This is a genomic window from Polycladomyces subterraneus, from assembly GCF_030433435.1.
Lineage (GTDB): Bacteria > Bacillota > Bacilli > Thermoactinomycetales > JIR-001 > Polycladomyces > Polycladomyces subterraneus.
Window position 1 is genome coordinate 80349 of record NZ_JANRHH010000054.1, and the last position, 20144, is coordinate 100492.

Here is a 20144-nt window from a genome sequence, read left to right on the forward strand (position 1 = left end):
AAAGCACTCTAATCACTGTGCTCAAATGTCGCTCGCCCCGCAAAAGCTTCCAGTCTCTTGAGTAATTAACACGGTGTTCCTCGTTTCCATCAAAAAGCCCCGGGTTTTTACCCGGGGCTCTTTCCGCTTCTCCTCTCAGTCTTCCATCGTTGACAGGTCGCCGGTGGGCAATCCCAATTCCCAAGCTTTGAGCACACGGCGCATGATCTTTCCACTGCGCGTTTTAGGCAGTTTGTCCTTGAATTCGATTTCGCGCGGGGCCGCGTGAGCCGCCAATTTCTCCTTCACATATGTCCGGATCTCCTCTTTCAGCTCTTCCGAGGGCTGATATCCCGCCCGGAGTGCCACAAACGCCTTGATGATCTGTCCCCGGACGGGATCCGGTTTCCCGATGACACCCGCCTCCGCCACCGCCGGATGTTCCACCAGCTTGCTTTCCACTTCGAACGGTCCCACATTTTTTCCGCCGGTGACGATCACGTCATCCAATCGTCCCTGGAACCAGAAATATCCCTCTTCGTCCATGTAGGCGGAGTCACCTGAGATGTACCATCCCGGAATGCGGAAATACTCTTGGTATTTCTCCGGGTTTTTCCAAATGGCGCGCATCATGGACGGCCACGGTGTGCGGATGGCCAGATTCCCCATCTGGTAGGGCGGTAATTCGTTGCCATTGTCGTCGATGATCGCCGCCTGCACGCCGGGAATCGGCCGTCCCATGGAGCCTGGCTTGATCTCCATCGACGGGTAGTTGGCGATCAAAATGGCGCCGGTCTCGGTCATCCACCATGTGTCGTGGATCCGTTGATTGTACACCTTCATCCCCCAACGGATCACTTCGGGGTTCAGCGGCTCACCCACGCTCAGTACATGGCGCAGGGAGGAGAGGTCGTATTTTTTTACCACATCGTCCCCCGCCGCCATCAACATACGGAAAGCCGTCGGCGCACTATACCACACGGTCACCCGGTACTTTTCAATCGTCTGGTACCAATCATCCGGGCTGAAACGTCCGCCACGCACGACGTTGGTGACCCCGTTGAGCCACGGGGCGAAGATGCCGTAGGATGTACCCGTCACCCAACCGGGGTCCGCTGTGCACCAATACACGTCGTCCTCTTTGAAATCCAGCACCCATTTGCCTGTCTGGTAATGCTGGATCATGGCATTATGGACATGATACACTCCCTTGGGTTTCCCGGTCGACCCGGAAGTGTAGTGAATCAGCATCCCGTCCTCGCGGTCTACCCACTCAATGTCCAGTTCCGGTGAGGCACTTGCCATTTCCTTGTGAAAATCATAATAGCCCTCCGGCAGTTCCCCCTGCGCCCCCACCAGTATGATGTGCTTGAGTGCTGGCAGCTCATCCACCGGAACACGCGGCAACAAAGCAGGAGTCGTCACCAGGGCGACCGCTTCGCTGTTTTCCAACCGATCACGAACAGCAGCCTCCATAAAAGCTTCAAACAATGGGCCTATGATAGCCCCGATTTTGATCGCTCCCAAAAAGCTAAAATATAATTCCGGAGTGCGGGGCATGAAGATGAAGACACGGTCTCCCTTTTGAACACCGATTTTTCGGAGTACGTTTCCAAAACGATTGGATTGCTCCTTCATCTCAGCAAAGGTATAGCGCTCCTCACGGTCGGGATCGCTGTAGATCAGCGCCAATTTGTTTTTTCTTTCTTCTGACTCGGCGTGACGATCAATCGCCTCGTAAGCAGCGTTCACCTTACCCGTCTCGTACCAGGAAAAGGCCTTTTCTGCTTCCTTCCAATCAAATTCGCGAGCGGTCTTTTCGTAGTCTGGCAGGTTGGCTTCCTTCACCGTCACAGCCAGGCGTTCTGTCTCCATCATTTTCATTTTCTGCCCTCCTTGTTTCGTCGACCCTCGTGAAAACGCCTTCATTATCCACTATTATAACATAGATTGAAACATTCGCAATTTAGAAAGAGCAAGTGGAAAAACCCAGCCTTTCAGCGTTGGGATGATCACGAGAGAAAACTCGTCAAACTTAAATCACTCAGAATCATGGATGTGGGTTGCCACGCCACCTGAAACGAAAGCGACGATCGACCAAAGGGAGTGCCTCTGGTAATTCAGCCGTGTGGGTCAAGTCACATAATAATACAACAACCGCCGACCTTCTATGGGCAGGCGGTTGTAACTTTTTGACCAGAGCTTATTTCAAAAATCGATCAACCCGTATATTCTAGTTATATTGCGCTTGTTTTTCCGGCTCGCTCCGCCAGTCGCCCTGCAAGGAAGCAACAAATGCTTGTTTCGACCCGGAACGCAAGATGCGGGCAAAATACGCTTCGCTTAGAGAAAGTTGCCCGCGATTTCTTTCCTACGCTTTCCGGGTCTTCGCTCACCTGGGAAAGCATTTGCTCCCTCACAGATTCACCAGACCACCCTAGCCCGCGGTTCTCCCCGTGGTCCGTTCCTCTGCTTTGCCGGGCTCCTGAAGATCGCTCACCCGAAAAACATCGCCCCTGCATATTCAGTCATTGCAATCCGTCTCCCGCCCTCGGCTCCGCATTCTTCCGTTAAAGTCGCTCGGAAGAAAGACGGCTTTCGCTCGTGAACGACAGTTTGTCAACAGGATCTCTTACTGGCCAGCAGTTCTATTTCCCGGGACATTCTATCCGTTCCACCGGTTCAACATCTCCCGCACGATTGCGCAGGATCGTTCAGCGGCCAGCTTCGTAAATTCGGCAAAGTTGACGTTGGCCGAATGATCCGCCCTGTCGGACATGGAGCGGATCACGACGTAGGGAACTCGGTTTGCGTAGCAAACGTGGGCCACAGCGGCCCCTTCCATCTCCACGCAGACGCCCTCCCATTTTTCGCGCAGTTCGGCCACTTTTTCCGAGCTGGAGATGAATTGATCACCGGACAACACTTTTCCTTTGACCGTTTTGACATCTGCCGCCCGTCGGGCCGCTTCCTCAGCCAACCGTATCAAACGTTCATCGGCGGGAAAGACCGAGACCGCCTGGAACGGGATTTGACCGGGGGCAAAACCCAACGCCGTGACATCCATATCATGTTGTTGACATGACGTGGAAATCACCAAATCCCCGATGTCCAGATCCGGGTGCAATGCCCCCGCCACACCGGTAAAAACGATCGCTTTCACATTGAATCGGTCGATCAGGATTTGCGTGCAGATCGCCGCATTCACTTTGCCCACGCCTGACTTGCACACTACGGCGTCTGCACCGGCCAATCGACCCCGGTGATAACGGATGCCAGCATACTCTTCTACTTGTTCCGTTTCCATTTCCTCCAGAAACAGGGCGACCTCTTCCTCCATCGCCCCGATCACGCCAATTGTCAATGGACGCTCTCCTCTCTCCCGTCAATTTTCACAGTTCTTGAATGCGAGTGGAATTGCGCAGCTCCAACCGATATTGCAAAACCACCTGCGGACTCTCCACCGGCTCGTCGTTCATGTACTTGGTCAACAAGCGCATGGCCACTGCACCGATGTCATACATCGGCACGGCCACCGTGCTCAACAACGGGCGCACTTGCGTGGCCAGCGGAATATCATCGAAACCGATAATGGAGACGTCTTCTGGAACAGATCGACCGGCATCCTGCACTGCATGTAAAGCTCCTACAGCCATTTCATCACTGCAGGCAAATACAGCGGTAGGTGGTTGTTCGCTTTCCAGGAGGCTGCGCATCGCTTCCAAACCGGAGCGGTAACGATAGTCGCCGATGCGGACCCATTCCTCTTTGAAGGGCAAGCCATTCTCTTCCAATGCCTGTTTGTAGCCCAAGTAACGGGAATAACCATTAACCGGATCGGTCAGCGGACCGCCGATCAAGCCGATGCGTTCGTGTCCTTCCCGGATCAGCGCCGTAGTCGCTTCCTTGGCTGCCTGCACCTGATCGATGACCACAGACGGGCGGTCACCGACAGGATCTTGCGTTCCCGCCAATACGATGGGCACATGTGCTTCGGCAAAGACCTGCCGATGCTCATCCGTCACTTCACTGCCGAGGAACAACAAACCGTCCACCTGTTTTTCCAAAAACGTCTCGATCAGTTGCAATTCTTTTTCCTTTTTGTTGTCCGAGTTACTCAGGATGATGTTGTAATGATACATGTTGGCGATATCCTCAATGCCCCGCGTCAACTCGGCAAAAAATGCGTTGGAAATGTCGGGGATGATCACCCCTACGGTAGTCGTCCGTTTGCTAGCCAATCCCCGCGCGACTGCATTGGGGCGATATCCCAAATTGCGGATCGTTTCCAACACCTTTTTTCTTGTAGCGGGTTTCACATTGGGATTTCCATTGACCACACGCGAAACCGTTGCCATTGATACACCGGCTTCCCGTGCCACATCATAAATGGTAACTGCTTCTCGTTTCTTCCCCATTGTATCTTCCACACCCAATTTACATTTTTTCACGTTCCGTTTATCCAACATCGCCGCGGGAGCGGCTTCCTTTCGATGGAAACCGTCCCATTCATGGTGATGATCGTCCTCTATCTTAAGATCATATTTTACCACAGGATCTCACGCATTTTCATGGAATCCCACTTGTTTCCTCATTAGCTTATCCGGAAATCAAAAAAAGAACCGGTGTCACCTCGGCTCTTTTTTCTTTTTTCAGGAGTCAGACATTTGCAGCACATATGGCAAGGTTTCCCCCGTCACGCTCGTCCATGCTTGTGGAGTGCCGCGATTGATCCATACCACCGGTGTTTTGGGCGCCCACGCCTCAAATAGCGGACGAGCCGGCACCAAACGAGGCGTAAGCGGCGGCGCATCGGGATGTTTTTGTTTCCAATCCTCCAACAAAGACATCGCATGAGATTCTGATGTGAACAAGTCGATCATAAGCTGACCACTGTCCTGTGTCAACGGCACCAATTCGCCCCGACTACCGACAATCACCCAGACGGACTGCAATTCCGCCAAGGCACGGCACACTTCCCAACCGTTGGCAATCCCTTGACCCTGACGAATCGCCTGTTCCAACGCTTGTAATCCTTCTTGAGCGGAAGCGGTCGATTCTTCGGCTTGCACGGCAGCGGTCTGGGAAGCTGTGGGAGTGGCGGAAGGCGTCGGGGTCGGCGATGGTGTTTGTTGTGATAGTGGCGTATCGTCGCTTAGTCGGATTAATGCTTCCATATGCCGGGCTTCCAACATCACCTGTTCGGGATAACCAAACTGCAAATATGGCGCCTCAGCCCCTATCTCCTGACAGCGCCGGGCAATTCGGGACCACGGTATAAACGTCGTCGTTCCACCGCATTGGCGGCTGATCTGCTCGCAATCTTCCTCCGTCGCATAAACCGCGACCGTGTATGTATTCTTGGCATACTCCACCAACAACATCTGCTCATCCCTTACCGGCACCCAGCCACCGCCTTTGCGGCCCAGTTGCGATACAGCATATTCCCTCCACAACCGAGCGGCCGTGCCACGGTCCAATGTCATTCGGGTGGGATGTCCGGGATTCACCACAAAGCCGTCGTGACCAGCGCGCAGCGTTTTGGGGACCAAAGTCCAAGCAGATTCTGCCATCAGCCGGGGCGATCCCGGTGTTTGCAATCGGATCGCTTGCAAAGCTTCCGGAACCATCACCAACACCAGTCGTTTGTTTTGCGGTGAGGGACCCGGAGCCAAAACGGGTTTTTCACTTCCTCCCTGTTCCGTTGCCAGCATCAGCGTACGCAGGGGGGTTCCGTTTTTCGCCATATGGATAAACCAGTCATCCTGCGTCATCCGTCCAGCCGCAACTTCATATAACCACATCTGTTCATTCTGAACAGCCTGCATCCATTCGCTTTGACTCACCTGATTCGCCCCCTTTTTCCTTTTTAACCACATTGTAACGCAAAAAAAGGAGAAATGGAGACGGAAGCCCCATTTCTCCCCAAACTGTCGATAATGTGGTTCTTGACTTCGGCCACCCTTCACGTGCAACCAGGAGTGATGATTTCACACTAAATCGTACGTTTGACGCAATTGTTTCAGCAATTCTTCCAGTTGCGCGAGATTGATTTGCTGTTGCGCATCCGACAACGCTACCGAAGGCTCTGGATGCGCCTCCACCATGATCCCATCCGCTCCCGCAGCTAATGCCGCTTTGGCGATAGGCAACAGGATATCACGCCGGCCGGTGGAGTGACTGATGTCCACCAACACGGGCAGATGGCTTTCTTGTTTCAAAATGGGAACAGCCGAAATGTCCAGCGTATTTCGCGTCCATTTCTCATAAGTACGAATGCCGCGTTCGCATAGGATCACCTGTGTGTTGCCGCGGGAGACAATATATTCTGCCGCAAACAGGAATTCCTCCAGTGTCGCCGCCAAGCCACGTTTCAACAACACGGGCTTACGAACAGAGCCTGCCGCTTTCAAGAGCTCAAAGTTCTGCATATTGCGTGCACCGATCTGGATCACATCTACATACTGAGTCGCCATCTCGATATCGGCCGGGTGAACAATTTCACTGACCACTTTTAAGCCGAATTCATCCGCCACCCGGCGCAGGATTTTCAATCCCTCTTCTCCCAAGCCCTGAAAGTCGTAGGGAGACGTACGCGGTTTGTACGCACCGCCACGGATGAGGCGAATCCCCAGTTTGCGCATCGTCTGCGCCACTTGCCGAACTTGTTCCTCTGATTCAACCGAGCAAGGTCCCGCCACCATGACGTTTCGCTCCCCGCCGACCGGAAAATCGCCCACCATGACGACGGTGTCTTTCGACTGGCGCTTCCGGCTGACCAACAATGCCTTTTTGTGGTCATCTTCCAGCAGGCTCAAGGAAGCTTTGAAAATCTGCTTGAACAGATGGCGGACGGTATTGTCGTCAAACGGTCCCTCGTTATGTTGCACAATCCGTTCCAACATGTCTTTTTCCCGAATCGGATCGAACTTTTGAACACCGTATCGTTTTTTGATTTCCCCGATTTCCTTCACCACTGACGCACGTTCATTGATGATTTGAAGCAGTTGCAAGTTGATCTCGTCCAGCTTCTGCCTCAACTTTTCAATCTGTTGGTGACTCAATACTCTCCCCACCCATCCCTTATGAAAAATTTTCGCTTATTATAGCGCATAAGGAGGCGGGATGTCACCCCAGACCAGAGAAATGGGCGTAAGAAAAATCGAATCAATGATTACGGATTAAATGATTTGCCCATTGTAAGATATCTTGGTCCTGGGCAGGAGAGGAGAAAAATTGCACCTTGGGCCGTTCCCCCGGCGTAATGACGACAGAAGTGGGAAACTGGACGGTATCATGGCCCGTGAATCCATCCCATTCTTCTCCCACGCGTTTCAACAGCATCTGCAATGTGTCAGCATCGGGCACTTTGATCAAAATCAACCGGTCCACTTGCTTGTACCAATCCGATCCCGTCTGTTCAATCAGGAAACGCAAAGCGCCGGGATACACCAGAGCCGTCGCGGATGAGATACGAGTCGGCCATTGATCCGGTGTGAGAATCCGAACGGTATCCCGATGCGGGATACGGATGGTATCGGCAGATGTCGCCAAGATGGTGTATTCGGGGTCAACCGTTTTCTCATCTCCATTCTGCGCTACACTGATGGAAGACACGGAAAGGGATGATACGGGTGCTTGGTCATGATCACCGTGATACGGAATATAGGCCAACAGGAATATCGATATGCCCACCGCCACCCATCTGAACAGCGAGAGCCCGCCTGCTGAATGGGGAGCCCGGGCTTTGATCCGGATGTTTTCCAGCGTGTCGACCAGTGCGATCATATCCTGCAGGTCCCGTTTGCAATCAGCACACTCCGCTACGTGGGACTTCAGACGCATACGGTCGGCTTCCTCGATTTCCCGGTCCACGTATAGCTGAATGAGCTGATCCATGTCCCTGCAAGACATCGCCCGCGTCCACTCCTTACTCTTTTTTCGACAATCGCTCTTTCAACATCTTCCGCGCACGAAACAGCTGTGTTTTGACTGTTCCCTCCGGGATCTCCAATTCTTTACTGATCTCAGTATATGACAGGGAGTAAAAATGACGCAATACGATCACGCGACGATAAATCTCGGGTAGATTTTGAATCTCCTCTTTCACCCGTTCCAGAAGCAAACGCTGTTCCACTTGCTCCTCCACCGAGGCCATGCTGGTGGTCGGAGGAGGTTCTGAATGTATAAACGCGTCTTCCAGCGCGACCAACTTCAAACTTTTTTTCCGTTTTTGGTCCCGGAAACGATTGGTCATCATCGTACGCAACCATGCTTTCAGCGACTTTTCATATACGTATTTATTGGATTTGCGATGTGCCTGCCAGATCGTCTCCTGCGTCAGGTCTTTGGCGTCTTCGGGGTTTCCCGTCAGTCGGTAGGCGATATGATACAGGTAACGCCGGTGTTGTTGCAGGCGCTCCATAAAGTCATCCGCCACCAACTTCCGTGAAGAGACTCGCATTTCCTTTGAGCTCATGACAACCTCCTCTGTTCCCCATTCTCCCGTTAGTACCTAAATTTTCAGGTGTGTGCGGCTACTGCTTGTGCCAGACTTTCTTGCGTCACGTTCCAATGAGAAGCGTGCCAGACTGCTTTTCCATCCTTAATGAGCAGCGCTTGCGGTGATTCATGTTTGACTTGCAGCCGTTCAGCGATGGCGTTGGAGACTGGACGATGTTCGATTACGGTGACCACGCCTATACGAACGGATTTGGCCTGCGAGGTGCTGGCAAAAGTGCGAAACGCTTCAAATGCTTCGGCACTGATCGGGCATTGGGTACTGTGTTTCAACAACAAAAGCGGCTGTTTCCGGGATTCTTCCAACCAAGACTCCCATTGTTCCTCCGATGTAATCAACGGCAACTCGCTCATTTCCTCCATCCTTTCCGCATTAAGATCCTTTGGTGTCTCCCAACAACAGCACCCCTGCCACCACCAACACAATACCCATCAACTTGGTTAGGGTGACCGATTCGCCAAAGACGAAAATAGAAAAGAAATAGGCGATAACGGGGAAACCGCCCACAATCGGCATGACACGACCGATCTCCCCGTATTGCAGGGCTTTAAAATAAAAAAACTGGGCGAACAGCACACCAAATATACCGCCGAGCACGACAAACACCAGAGAATGGACGTCGGTGGATCGAAATAGGTGTGCCTTGCCGGAAGTCACCAGAAACGACGTGACCAACACCGTTGTGACCGACGCGCGGACGAACAGCGCCAAGGTGGGATCGGTCCGAGCCAACCCCAACTTTTCAAAAACGGGCGCGATCCCGAAACTAAGCGCCGCCAGCAGCGCGTACACAATTTCTTTATTCATTATCATACCTCGTTTGGACCTTTTTGTCCCATATATATGATTTGTCCAAACGGGTTAGACACGCCCTTATCAGGAGTCTCTGGAATCCGGTGCGTCCTGGGGCTTGTCCGTCGACAGCACTGATGGTTTATTACCCGCCCGCTGATCCGCAATAACCTGTAACTTTTTCCATTTATTCGCCACCGGTTAGCCCGGAAGCCGCCGCCAGGAGACGAGCTCCGCCCTTCATCATCTTTCCCCCATCAATCGTCTTTTTGGGTGTCTGACGATGCTTCTTCCGTTTTACGGATGTCGACCAAGATCCGATCCTTTCGCATGTTATCTGCCGTTGTACGCAATTCGATCCATTTGGACCTGGCCACTTCCTTGGCCTGCTCCCATTGTTCCGGGGTAATGTCAGCCTGTTCTCTTATTGCTTCCATCCACTCCCGTCCTTTCACCTTGGCAAGATCCCAGCGTTTGACCAGCTCTTCCCGCATCTCTCGACCGGTTTTGGGTGTCAACAACAAGGCGGCAGCCGCTCCGATCAAACCGCCTACAACCGCCCCCAACAAAAAATTCCTTCCACCCGTTTCTTTCGCCATCGGCCACACTCCTCTCTGCCAAATCCGCATTATTTATCGCGGGGCCCCTGCCGTTGAAGAAACCACTCCAACACAGCCCCCACCACAGATAATACACTGCCCAGACGACGACGCACCGATATCACTTGTTGGTGAAGGCCGGTTGAAAGCTCCTGCAAACTGGTCCCCGCGGTGTGGAGCGATCGAAGAAGCGGATCGATCCGGTCGGTCTTCTCACGGACATCGGCAGCCAACATCCGCACTTCCTGCATAGTGGACCGGGATTCCCGCAATGTCTCCGACAATTGTTCCTCCACTTGTCGAACAGCTTTTTCCACCGATTCCACCGCACGATTCCATTTTAATAAGGAAATGACCAAAAAAATGACCAATACCAAAAACGAAACCGCGATTATCATCAAACTGATTGCAATCCACATCGGACTGCCCTCCTCGCCCCATTCTTTCCCCAACATTTCAGAAGAAAAACGTTAACGACCCGGTCGAGCCATGCGGTCAATGTGAATCCCGGCTCCCACCGGATACCTTCCGGGTATGGAGACCGGCAGTCTCCCTCTCAGCGGGATCCGGCCCGTCAGCGCCTTTACACCTGCGTCCAACGATACCGTGTTGGAACCATACAATGCCAAGTACGTCGTGTTTCTCAGCAATACAGCCACATCATAAGGTGTATTCAAGCCCAAAGCGACAACTGGTTTTCCCGTCTCCTCCAACTGGCGGACCAATGCCCCCTGCTGCGGGTGCAATACGGCACCGGTGAGCCCCACAATCACCGCATCCGCCACCCTCGCTTTCTCCACCGCCCGCTGACGCTCAGCCACTGGAGGATCGGCGTCAATCCCCAACGTTTCCACACGAAATCCCTGATCGGACAACCGCCGGCTCAAGGCCACCGGTTTTTCGGGTGAAACCACCAGCACGCGCGGTAACCACTCGGGGCGCAAGGGCAGACGACGGTCTGGGTCCTGCACCAAAGTGACAGCGCGTGCAGCAACCGCCTCGGCTTGCCTGGCCGCCTGCGGCGTTCCCACCATCCGTTCCGCTTCGTCCGGGTACGCATACACTTGTTTGGCGACGGCATGTTTGCCCAGCCGCTCCGCTTTGAGACGTAAAATGCGACGAACCGACTCATCGATCCGCTCTTTGGAAATCTTCCCACTTTGAACTGCCTGTTTCACCGCCGCAATCGCGGATCGTTGTGCGGAAAGAGAGTGGGCAACCAGGACCATGTCCGCCCCCGCTTGAATCGCCCGAACAGCGGCTTGCGGTGTACCGAATTGTTTGGCGATCGCCCCCATCTCCATGTCGTCCGTAATGATCACTCCCTGAAAACCCAATTCCTCCCGCAACAAACCAGTCAACGCACGGCGAGACAACGTGACAGGTGTTCCTGGTGCGGGATCGATAGCCGGAAAAGTGATATGTGCGGTCATGATCATGTCGGCGCCGCCCCTGATGGCTTCCCGAAACGGTACCAATTCGACCGCATCCAGTCGTTTGCGATCATGGGTCACCGACGGCAGGCCAACGTGGGAATCGACATGGGTGTCACCATGTCCCGGAAAATGTTTGACCGCCGTCAGCACCTCCCCTTCATGATAACCGCGGATGGCTGACGTGCCCATCGCAGCCACCATTCGGGGGTTTTCACCGAACGAACGAACCCCGATTACCGGGTTGACCGGATTGTTGTTCACATCTAGCACCGGGGCCAAATTGAGGTTGATCCCCATGGCACGCAACTCCCGTCCCACCGTTTTGGCCGACGTGTATGCGGTATCCGGATCAACCGTAGCCCCCTGTGCCATGTTGCTGGGAAACACCGTCGCCCCGTCGACTCGGGTGATGTCCCCACCCTCCTGGTCGACAGCGATCAGGAGGGGTACATGAGGCTCAGACGCCACGGCCAGTTGTTGCAACTGATTGGTTAACTCCCCCACTTGGCGGGGGTTTTGGATGTTGCGCGAAAACAGGATGACACCGCCCACATGATGACGACGGATCAGTTCACGGGCATGAGCCGAGAAGCCGGTGGACGTTCCCCATCTGTTTGATTGGAATCCCACCATAAACATCTGGCCCACTTTTTCATCCAGACTCATGCGGGCCAACATCCGGTTCACCCATGTGGCATCCACCTCCGGCAACGGGTTGCGGTTGTTGAGCGGATTCGGAACGGCCGATGGAAGACAGAGCAACACCAATAACACCAACACTGTGATACTCCATCTGCCGATCCGTCCAGTGTTCATCCCCTTCCCTCCTTTTCTCTCTTTCTCTCGGATTGACTGCGGGGAATACTTTTTCACACCTGCATCCTATCACAGTCGGTCGGGAAAGACTATCCGAAATCCCTTAAAGTTGTTCGAATCTTTCCCGCTGGTCGTAATGGATTGCACGCGCTATAATGGGATAGGTGAGAAATGAAACACAGTTTCATAACATGAAATAGCTCCTCAATACGTATCCTGTTCGAATCTTTTTATAAGCGAAGGAGCGTATTGATCAGACACGCTCTGCAAAGAAGACCGTGGAGAAAGGAGAACACATCATGTCGAATGTCAAATCGATCGTCGTGATGAAAGGAGACCAGACGGGTCAGGAGTTGTTGGAAGAAGCGCTGCGTGTTCTCGATCCCAACGTGATCGGATTGGACTTGGAGTTTCTGGAATTTGACCTCAGTCTGGAAAACCGCAGGAAAACGAACAACCAAGTCGTATTGGAAGCAGCGCAGGCGATGAAACGGACCGGTTTCGGTCTGAAAGCGGCCACGATTACACCAGAGGAAAAAGGGGATGTGGGCAGTCCCAACGCCATCCTGCGCCGAGAAATCGACGGCAAGGTAATCGTCCGCACGGGACGCAGGATCCCCGGCGTGCGACCGGTCGCCGGTACGTATGCGCCGATCTCCATCATCCGGATGGCGGTCGGTGACGCCTATGGCGCCAAGGAATGGCGCGAAGGGGAAGGAATGGATGAAGTGGCGTACCGGACAGAAAGAATCGACCGCAAAACGTGCCGTGCCGTGGCTGAATTCGCCTTCCGCCACGCCAAGAAGACGAACGCCAAAGTGTTTGGCGGTCCCAAATACACCGTCAGCCCCGTATACGAAGGCATGCTGAAGGAAGAAATGGACGCGGCCAGCAAACGGTATCCCGAAGTCCGCTACGAGCCGCAACTGATCGATGCCACTTATGCCTTGTTGCTCAACAGCTCGGGGGAACCGATGGTGATCCCGGCCCTCAATCGGGACGGTGATTGTTTGAGTGATTTGGTATTGCAGTTGTTCGGATCCATCGCCGGTGCCGAATCGATCCTGATGAGCTTCGACGAAGATTTCAACCCGAAAGTGGTGATGGCGGAAGCACCGCACGGGACTGCTCCTTCATTGTATGGCAAGAACATCGCCAATCCCATGGCCATGATACTGGCAGGTGCTTCTCTGCTCACTTATTTCAATGATCCCAAAGCCAGCGCCGCCTCTCGTGCCATCTATGAAGCCACCATCGAAACGGTGCGCGAAGGGGTACGAACAGCCGATTTGGGCGGCAACGCCACAACCACCGAATTTACCAATGAAATCATCAACAAAGTGCAAACCAAACTGGAAGTATGGAACACGCTGCAAGGTTTCTGAGACAATGAAAAGGCCCGCTCCCTGAGAGCGGGCGTTCGTATATCCAAAGCGTTACAATGTATCGGAGGATGATGCAAACGGATCGATCCCATCCAACAGATGTTCCGGTTGCTGACCGCCAGTTGAACCGGTTGAAGCTGCTTTTCCGCCGCCGGAAACACCGGGACAATGTCGGTCATGCCATTTTTTCAATTGTTGACGGAACATCTTTTTCAATTGCTGCACTTCATCCCGCACATCCTCCCGCTTCAATCCCAATGATACCGCCACGTCGCGCCATTGTTTTTGCGATGTTTTCATCGCGACCACTTGCGTAATGTCTTTCCCGCTTGCTTTGGCCAACACAGCCGCTTTGATGACGTCACGCGGTTTCAATTGGTACCGTTGGATCAATTGGCTCAATTGTTGCGGATCTTTTCCCAAGTACGAGGCCACCGTCTGCAATGCAACTCCCGGATGTCGCTGCAGGAACAACCGGATCAGACGATCCTTGGGTAGTACGCGCGACAGTTCTCTTCTGAACGCCTGACGGTCAACATGGAAAGATTGCGCCACTTGCACCCATGTTTTCCCCTTTTTTGTCGCCAGAACCGTCTCGATTTTTTGTCCGCTCAATTTGGCGATCACTGCTGCCGGCACCAACTGCCTGGGGCGGGTTCCACGATCAAGCAGGGATTGGACTTCGGTCACACTGATGCCCAGATATTGCGCCACCTGCTGGGCCAGTACCTGATTGTCCTTTTTCGCATCCGTTGTTGTCTCACCATTGCTCAACTGCTGAGTGCGGGCTGTGGATGCGAACCACGAAAACGGAGTCGATCCGCTTTGCTTTGCCTGCGCGATGTGTTGAACCCCCATTACGCCACCAATCAACAATCCCGCCGCAGTTCCTGTGATGATCACCGTTTTCAGTTTGAGCATGCCTCTCACTCCCGTCATCATGACTTTTGTCTATTATCTTAACCACAAATCATGACGAAATGATGACGAAGCTGCGACAAAAGAAAAATGATAGGGAAGAGACTGGGAATATCATCTGCATGGCTTTCCCGGCTTGCTCTAGCTGCATCCTGCATAGAAGAACATCAAGACGGGCATCCGAATCATCCGCCATTTCCATCCGGCAACCATAGGGTGAAACAGGTGCCTTTTCCCGGAGTGCTGTCCACCCAAATCTGGCCACCGTGGGCCTTCACCAATTGACGGACGATGGCCAAGCCCAGCCCCGTTTCTCCCCCCTGCCGCGATCGGGAGGGATCGGCTTTGAAAAATCGATCCCAAATTCGGTCCAATTGCTCCTCTGTCATCCCGATCCCCGTATCCTCCACACGGATCTGGGTTCCGTCGTCGGTTTTCTCTGCCGTGACGCGCACCCAACCACGCTCGGTGAATTGGAGTCCGTTCTTTACCAGATTGATGAGGATTTGCATCAATCGGTCGTAATCGGCGGTGACCATCAGATCCCGAGGTGCGTCGATTTCCAACCGCAACCCTTTTTCCTCGGCGACGGGACCCAGTTGTTCAGCCACGATCTCCAGCACCTCGGCAATTGGAATTTTCTCCTGTTTCAACTCGATTTTCCCCGCCCGAATCTTTTCCAGATCGAGTAATTCATTGATCAGGCGAATCAGCCGCATCGTCTCCCGTTTCATAGATGCCACCGCTCGTATCCGCTCCTCTTCCGTCACCAAACTGGACTTCAATCCCTCCAACCACCCGCGAATGGAGGTGAGCGGTGTGCGCAATTCATGGGATACGTCGGAGACAAACTGCTGCCGGCGCAGTTCGAATTGACGGATCTCCTTCTCCCACGCTGCCAACCGTTCAGCCATAGCATTCAGATCCCTGGTCAGCTCCATCAACTCTAGTGGGCCTTTTTTCATCTCCGCACGTGCGTGATAACGACCCTGCCGAATCTCACTGGCCAACCTGCGCAAGTCCTCAATGCGGCGAGCCCATCCCCGCGTGAACCATCCGCTAAGTATCAGTGCCACCACCAACGCAACCGCCGCAGCCAATAGGAGTCCGACACGGATACGCCGGATCGCCCGATGGATTCCTTCCACGGGTGAAAAAAGGATCCATGCCCGCAGATCCGTCTGTTTTCTATCGGGAAAAATCACCCACGTCACCGGTTGGTTGCCGATTCGCTCTCGTCCTTCCACCACTTTTCCACGCATCAACCTGTTTCTCACATCAGAACTGATCGTTACACTGCTTTTCCTCAACCTGGTGGGAAACAACACCCGACCCCGTTCGTCCACTTGCAGTATGTGGATGTCTCTAGCAATCAACACCGGCCCCAGTTGTCTCCATTTACGTACCAATTCGTTATCCGTAGTGGTATTGGGAATCACCAATTGGCCAATCTCCCGCAATTCCCTCCATTTTTGCTGATACAAAAAGTTTTGGAGGATTACAGACGTGATGCCCGACATCAGCAGGACAGCCGTCAGCAACACCGCGATCTGTGCGGCCAACATCCTGTGAAACAACTTACCGTTTTTCATCGGCTTCCGCCTCTTCCCACTTGTACCCCACACCCCATACGGTGTGGATCCATTCGTTCCCCGGGACGGCAATCTTTTTTCGCAATCTCCTGATATGCGCATCGACTGTGCGCTCGTCTCCATAGAAATCGTATCCCCAGACGGCATCCAGCAACTCTTCACGTGAAAACACGCGGCGTGGATGACGCAGAAAATGGCACAACAGATCAAATTCCCTAGGGGTCAAATGCTCGATTTTCACGCCGTCCCGCCATACTTCCCTCGTTTCACACCGTACGGCAAAATGACGAGTGCGGATCCAGTCTCCTTCTCTGTCATCCTCCTGGAGGCAATATCGCCGTCTAATCGCTTTGATCCTAGCCATCAGCGCCAATGCACTGAACGGCTTAGTCACGTAATCATCCGCCCCGATTTCCAAACCTAGCACCTGATCCGACTCCTGTGTCCGGGCCGTCAACAGGATGATGGGTACATCCGATTCCTGACGGACGCGTTGGCAAATCGTGATCCCGTCCATTTTGGGCAACATCCAATCCAGGATCAATAAATCAAACGGTTGGCTTTTCCACATTTCCCATGCCGTTTGACCGTCATGGGCAAATTGGGCGGTATACCCTTCTTTGTCAAAAAACAATGACAGCATCTCACAAACGGCTGTATCATCCTCCGCCACCAAAATCCGCATGAAAAATCCCCCCTCTCCGTCCTGCTCCCATTCAAGCATAGAGAACGTGTGAGGGGGTTGGCAAGTGTGGCCACTACATCCCTTCGTCCGGTTGGACCAGCACAAAGTGGTTGCCGTATAAGTCTTCAAAGATGGCTTGTACACCCCACGGCATTTCTTCCGGCTCTCGCACGATCTTCACGCCCCGATTGCGCAGTTCCTCCACCGTTTCCCGGCAATTGCGCGTACTGAACACCCAGTGGGACGCATTGCCCGTTTGCAGCGCTGTTTCCGTTTCATGTGGTTGATGAAGTACAATCACGACATCATGCTGTTCCCGGGGACGGATCGTCACCCAGCGGTAACCGGGACCGTATTCGGCATTGTCCTGAACCTCGAATCCCAATTTTTCCGTGTACCACGACAGGGCCCGATCATAGTCATCTACCACCACAGTGACATGCGTTAGTTTCTCAATCAAGTTTAACGCCTCCTATCATCTGTCAATATTTTGATCCAAGTGCGCCACTTTTCTCATTCCACGAACATATGTGCGTTTCCTTCCATTTTAATGCTAGATCGTACCGTCCATTCCGCCCACTTTTTAACCAGATCGAATCCGCCCTCTTTCGACCGCTATTCTACGCTTTCGTTTCTCCATAGCATTAGTCTGATCTTCATGATCATCGCTATACCAGTGGCCGGCGAAAAAGAACAGAAAAGAAAAAAGACGGGAGACCGTCGAAATTGCCGACAGCGTTCCGCGTCCTGGATCATGTAAAACGCTATTATTCCTCTCAAAAAAAGTGTTACCGTTTTCCCCCGCCACCGGGACGTTTTCGTTTGCCTTGCAAGAAGTCCATACCCATCTGTGGGTTAGTACGAACCGAATCAGCGAATTGTTGTAATTCCTTCTTGTCCACATCGGCTTGCGTTACATTCAGCAAATAGTCCAATACGGCACTCATGCCGCCTTTTTCCCCTGCTCTTCTGGCCCCCTCCAGAATGCCCTTCAATTGCTGTTCGCTCAATACCTGTTGGCCTAAAATGGAGTTAATCATCTGCGTTAACTCTTTGATAGAAGGCGCGTTTCCCGCCATATCCAAATCCCTCCATCGGTTGATATCCTCTCCTTCACCTTATGTCGGCACACCGGGCACGGAACGGACAGCCGCCCCATTTTAACGCCCAAATCCTCCTCCAGCATTTTCTAACGGGACAGCCGCCAAAAACCACTAGCAGCTAAACGGAATATGCTGAAAACATCACCCTCAGCGCAGCCAAAAAAAGAGGTGTTTGCCTTGTCCGGTTTCTCCCCATACTACGACGACGTTGCTTACAGAGTACTTTTGCTGTACCTTTTGACCATTGCTACGATTTTCTGGTTTGTCGGTGCTTTGGATGATCTCTCATAATTGGTTCTTTTGCCCACGGGTATCCGCCTGTACACCTAAAATCTGCGGAGCATAAGGTATAGCAACCGGGAACAAAGGGAGGAAGCCAAAATGCCTGCTATGGATTTGGTCTCGGCCTCTGCCGCCTCCTGAATTTCCCGTTGGTGATTGCCACAATCTTTGTTTACGCCGGTGTCGGCTTCAGTTACACTTGTAAGCTCTATCGTAAGTATAGAAAGGAAGAAAGGGGGACGATCCATGGGCTACGGTTACGGCTATGGTTTCGGCATCGGTTTGCGCCGTCTGCTGATCTTCCTGCTGGTCATCGCCACCATCTTCGTCTTCGCTGGCGTCGGTTTCGGCTACTAATGCTGACTCGATCCAATGACTTCATTGAAAGGAGGGGAGATAATGGGTTACGGCTACGGTTACGGTTTCGGCATCGGCCTGCGTCGACTGCTGATCTTCCTGCTGGTCATCGCCACCATCTTCGTCTTCGCCGGTGTCGGTTTCGGCGGCTACTAAGGATGAAGGCAAAACCTAAACTTTCTTAAAGGGGACGATCACATGAGCTACGGTTACGGCTTCGGCATCGGTTTGCGCCGTCTGCTGATCTTCCTGCTGGTCATCGCCACCATCTTCGTCTTCGCTGGCGTCGGTTTCGGTTACGGGTGGTGACCTGGTTCTCCCCTGTTTCCCAGGGGACTTTTCCATCCATCGTTTTTGCAAAGGGCCCGATTGCGGGCCCTTTCATTTTGACAAAAGCCGCGGACTCCGTTTTCCACGAGTGACCTTTGAGCGTTTGCGTTGCAGGAGCGTGAGGAGATGGTTCGACCACTTTGTCAGCAGTCTCCTTTGTTCATGGATCGGCAACCCCCCCTCTTTGAAAAAAGGGGGGGAACCGACCCTGGACATACGACTCGCAATCAAAAACCATGAATGCGCGCATGATTTCGTTTGCCCAATAACTCCAGCAACAATTTGTACTCCTCCAGCAGCAGCGTCTCGAAAAACTTCATGTCACCTTTCAGTTTCCGATTCTCTTTTAACAATGTTTCGTATTGCTTCTGTTGGGATTCGATTACTTTTTCCAACTGGTCGATCCGTTCTGTCAGTTGGTTTTGCTCCCGTTCCCATTGGTTTTGAAATTTTTTCGTTGAGATCCACGACGTCTCTTGGTGGGTGCTTTGAATCTGCTTCCACCGTTCATAACAAGCGCTTGGCGTTTTCCCTATTTTCTCAGAAGTTTTTTCAAATACCTGTTTTTTTGCCAATCCCACCTTTTGACACAATGTCACCCAATGAATCAACTTTCGGTCCTCTTCTTCACTCCACGAACGGGACAACGACTGCACCTCTTTCTCGGCTGACTCTCTAACTCAGTTTATGAATGGGAGTCGCTGTTCGTATCCACGCTCGTCTTATCCAATAAAGAATCGGCTTCAGTCGGATCGGCAGGTACGGTCGCCCGTTCTCGCAATTCCGATGCAAGCGGGTCTAACGGACGCAATACCTGCAGCATTTTCAGCAGTTGGTGATATTGCTCCAGCAAACGGCTCATCGAATCCCCGCCAAAAACGGGTTGAGTGAGTTGTTCCCGCTCCGCCATCAGCCGGGCCAACTCCTGCTCCTGTTCTTTTCTCTTCCGTTCCAGCTCTTCTACGCGCATACGAGTTCGTTGCCGCTCTTCCTCTTGTTTTTGGAGAAACGAGAGGATGTCTTGAAATCGGAACGACTCCGCGGATTGTCGTTTTTTCAATTGTTTGGCCACACGCTGCCGCTTGGCTTCCTGAAATGCAGCCGCTTCTTTTCTTCTCAATACCGCGTTCCACCGAAATCCACAGGCACCGGGTGTACGACCCAATGTTCCGCCGACTTCAGCGAACGCGTCCAATTGTGAGCCTCCTTCCCGTATACAACGGAGAACCGTGTCTACCAGCAAACGATCTTCTTCTTCCGTCCATCGGCGCCCTTTCATCGTTCTCTCTCCTTTGCCTCATTCTATCTCTAACTTATTGAGAACTCGGGCGGATGGTGCATACTGTTTC

Annotated in this window: 20 protein-coding genes; 1 reads left to right on the forward strand and 19 read right to left on the reverse strand. The window is 52.9% G+C overall.

The features are described from left to right. Positions 1 to 135: 135 nt before the first annotated feature. The 12 genes from acsA to nagZ form a co-directional block, all read right to left on the reverse strand. Entirely contained in the window at positions 136 to 1863 is a 1728-nt protein-coding gene (acsA, locus tag NWF35_RS15850; protein ID WP_435873923.1) for an acetate--CoA ligase, read from the reverse strand. 781 nt (positions 1864 to 2644) lie between these two features. Further along, a complete protein-coding gene (locus tag NWF35_RS15855) occupies positions 2645 to 3343 on the reverse strand; it encodes a 5'-methylthioadenosine/adenosylhomocysteine nucleosidase (RefSeq protein WP_301240428.1) in 699 nt (232 codons plus the stop codon). A 28-nt stretch (positions 3344 to 3371) separates the two neighbouring features. Then, the gene (ccpA, locus tag NWF35_RS15860; RefSeq protein ID WP_301240483.1) at positions 3372 to 4397 is read right to left on the reverse strand and encodes a catabolite control protein A; all 1026 of its coding nucleotides are present in this window, start codon (positions 4395 to 4397) and stop codon (positions 3372 to 3374) included. A 234-nt stretch (positions 4398 to 4631) separates the two neighbouring features. Continuing rightward, the gene (locus tag NWF35_RS15865; RefSeq protein WP_301240429.1) at positions 4632 to 5825 is read right to left on the reverse strand and encodes a hypothetical protein; all 1194 of its coding nucleotides are present in this window, start codon (positions 5823 to 5825) and stop codon (positions 4632 to 4634) included. Positions 5826 to 5969: 144 nt separating this feature from the next. Further along, on the reverse strand, positions 5970 to 7043 hold the full coding sequence (locus tag NWF35_RS15870; RefSeq protein ID WP_301240430.1) for a bifunctional 3-deoxy-7-phosphoheptulonate synthase/chorismate mutase: 1074 nt from the start codon (positions 7041 to 7043) through the stop codon (positions 5970 to 5972). Between the two features lie 103 nt (positions 7044 to 7146). Beyond that, positions 7147 to 7893, reverse strand: coding sequence for an anti-sigma factor family protein (locus NWF35_RS15875; RefSeq protein WP_301240431.1), 747 nt, complete (start codon positions 7891 to 7893; stop codon positions 7147 to 7149). Between the two features lie 16 nt (positions 7894 to 7909). Further along, the gene (locus NWF35_RS15880) at positions 7910 to 8458 is read right to left on the reverse strand and encodes an RNA polymerase sigma factor (RefSeq protein ID WP_301240432.1); all 549 of its coding nucleotides are present in this window, start codon (positions 8456 to 8458) and stop codon (positions 7910 to 7912) included. A 44-nt stretch (positions 8459 to 8502) separates the two neighbouring features. Further along, a complete protein-coding gene (gene ytxJ, locus NWF35_RS15885; RefSeq protein ID WP_301240434.1) occupies positions 8503 to 8853 on the reverse strand; it encodes a bacillithiol system redox-active protein YtxJ in 351 nt (116 codons plus the stop codon). 19 nt (positions 8854 to 8872) lie between these two features. Beyond that, the gene (locus NWF35_RS15890; RefSeq protein WP_301240436.1) at positions 8873 to 9307 is read right to left on the reverse strand and encodes an EamA family transporter; all 435 of its coding nucleotides are present in this window, start codon (positions 9305 to 9307) and stop codon (positions 8873 to 8875) included. A gap of 242 nt (positions 9308 to 9549) precedes the next feature. Beyond that, positions 9550 to 9891, reverse strand: coding sequence for a YtxH domain-containing protein (locus tag NWF35_RS15895; RefSeq protein ID WP_301240437.1), 342 nt, complete (start codon positions 9889 to 9891; stop codon positions 9550 to 9552). A gap of 29 nt (positions 9892 to 9920) precedes the next feature. Beyond that, positions 9921 to 10310: a DUF948 domain-containing protein gene (locus tag NWF35_RS15900; protein WP_301240438.1), complete on the reverse strand. Its 390-nt coding sequence runs from the start codon at positions 10308 to 10310 to the stop codon at positions 9921 to 9923. Positions 10311 to 10361: 51 nt separating this feature from the next. Further along, entirely contained in the window at positions 10362 to 12143 is a 1782-nt protein-coding gene (gene nagZ, locus NWF35_RS15905; RefSeq protein ID WP_301240439.1) for a beta-N-acetylhexosaminidase, read from the reverse strand. A gap of 299 nt (positions 12144 to 12442) precedes the next feature. Here nagZ and NWF35_RS15910 point away from each other — a divergent pair, with 299 nt between their 5' ends. Further along, positions 12443 to 13528 carry an isocitrate/isopropylmalate family dehydrogenase gene (locus NWF35_RS15910; RefSeq protein WP_301240441.1) on the forward strand — a complete coding sequence of 362 codons (1086 nt, stop codon included), beginning with the start codon at positions 12443 to 12445 and terminating at the stop codon, positions 13526 to 13528. Positions 13529 to 13579: 51 nt separating this feature from the next. On the opposite strand, the gene NWF35_RS15915 is transcribed toward NWF35_RS15910, so the two are convergent. The 7 genes from NWF35_RS15915 to NWF35_RS15945 form a co-directional block, all read right to left on the reverse strand. Continuing rightward, positions 13580 to 14449: a hypothetical protein gene (locus NWF35_RS15915; protein ID WP_301240442.1), complete on the reverse strand. Its 870-nt coding sequence runs from the start codon at positions 14447 to 14449 to the stop codon at positions 13580 to 13582. A gap of 182 nt (positions 14450 to 14631) precedes the next feature. Continuing rightward, positions 14632 to 16038 carry a sensor histidine kinase gene (locus NWF35_RS15920; protein ID WP_301240443.1) on the reverse strand — a complete coding sequence of 469 codons (1407 nt, stop codon included), beginning with the start codon at positions 16036 to 16038 and terminating at the stop codon, positions 14632 to 14634. Further along, the gene (locus tag NWF35_RS15925) at positions 16025 to 16723 is read right to left on the reverse strand and encodes a response regulator transcription factor (RefSeq protein ID WP_301240445.1); all 699 of its coding nucleotides are present in this window, start codon (positions 16721 to 16723) and stop codon (positions 16025 to 16027) included. The genes NWF35_RS15920 and NWF35_RS15925 overlap by 14 nt, the downstream gene beginning before the upstream one ends. 73 nt (positions 16724 to 16796) lie before the next feature. Next, positions 16797 to 17183 (reverse strand): VOC family protein, encoded by a 387-nt coding sequence (locus tag NWF35_RS15930; protein ID WP_301240447.1) that lies wholly within the window; start codon positions 17181 to 17183, stop codon positions 16797 to 16799. 328 nt (positions 17184 to 17511) lie between these two features. Further along, positions 17512 to 17802, reverse strand: coding sequence for a hypothetical protein (locus NWF35_RS15935; protein WP_301240448.1), 291 nt, complete (start codon positions 17800 to 17802; stop codon positions 17512 to 17514). Between the two features lie 1220 nt (positions 17803 to 19022). Next, positions 19023 to 19442, reverse strand: a complete 420-nt coding sequence (locus NWF35_RS15940) for a hypothetical protein (RefSeq protein ID WP_301240449.1) — start codon at positions 19440 to 19442, stop codon at positions 19023 to 19025. Positions 19443 to 19480: 38 nt separating this feature from the next. Beyond that, the gene (locus NWF35_RS15945) at positions 19481 to 20074 is read right to left on the reverse strand and encodes a hypothetical protein (protein ID WP_301240450.1); all 594 of its coding nucleotides are present in this window, start codon (positions 20072 to 20074) and stop codon (positions 19481 to 19483) included. Positions 20075 to 20144 lie beyond the last annotated feature (70 nt).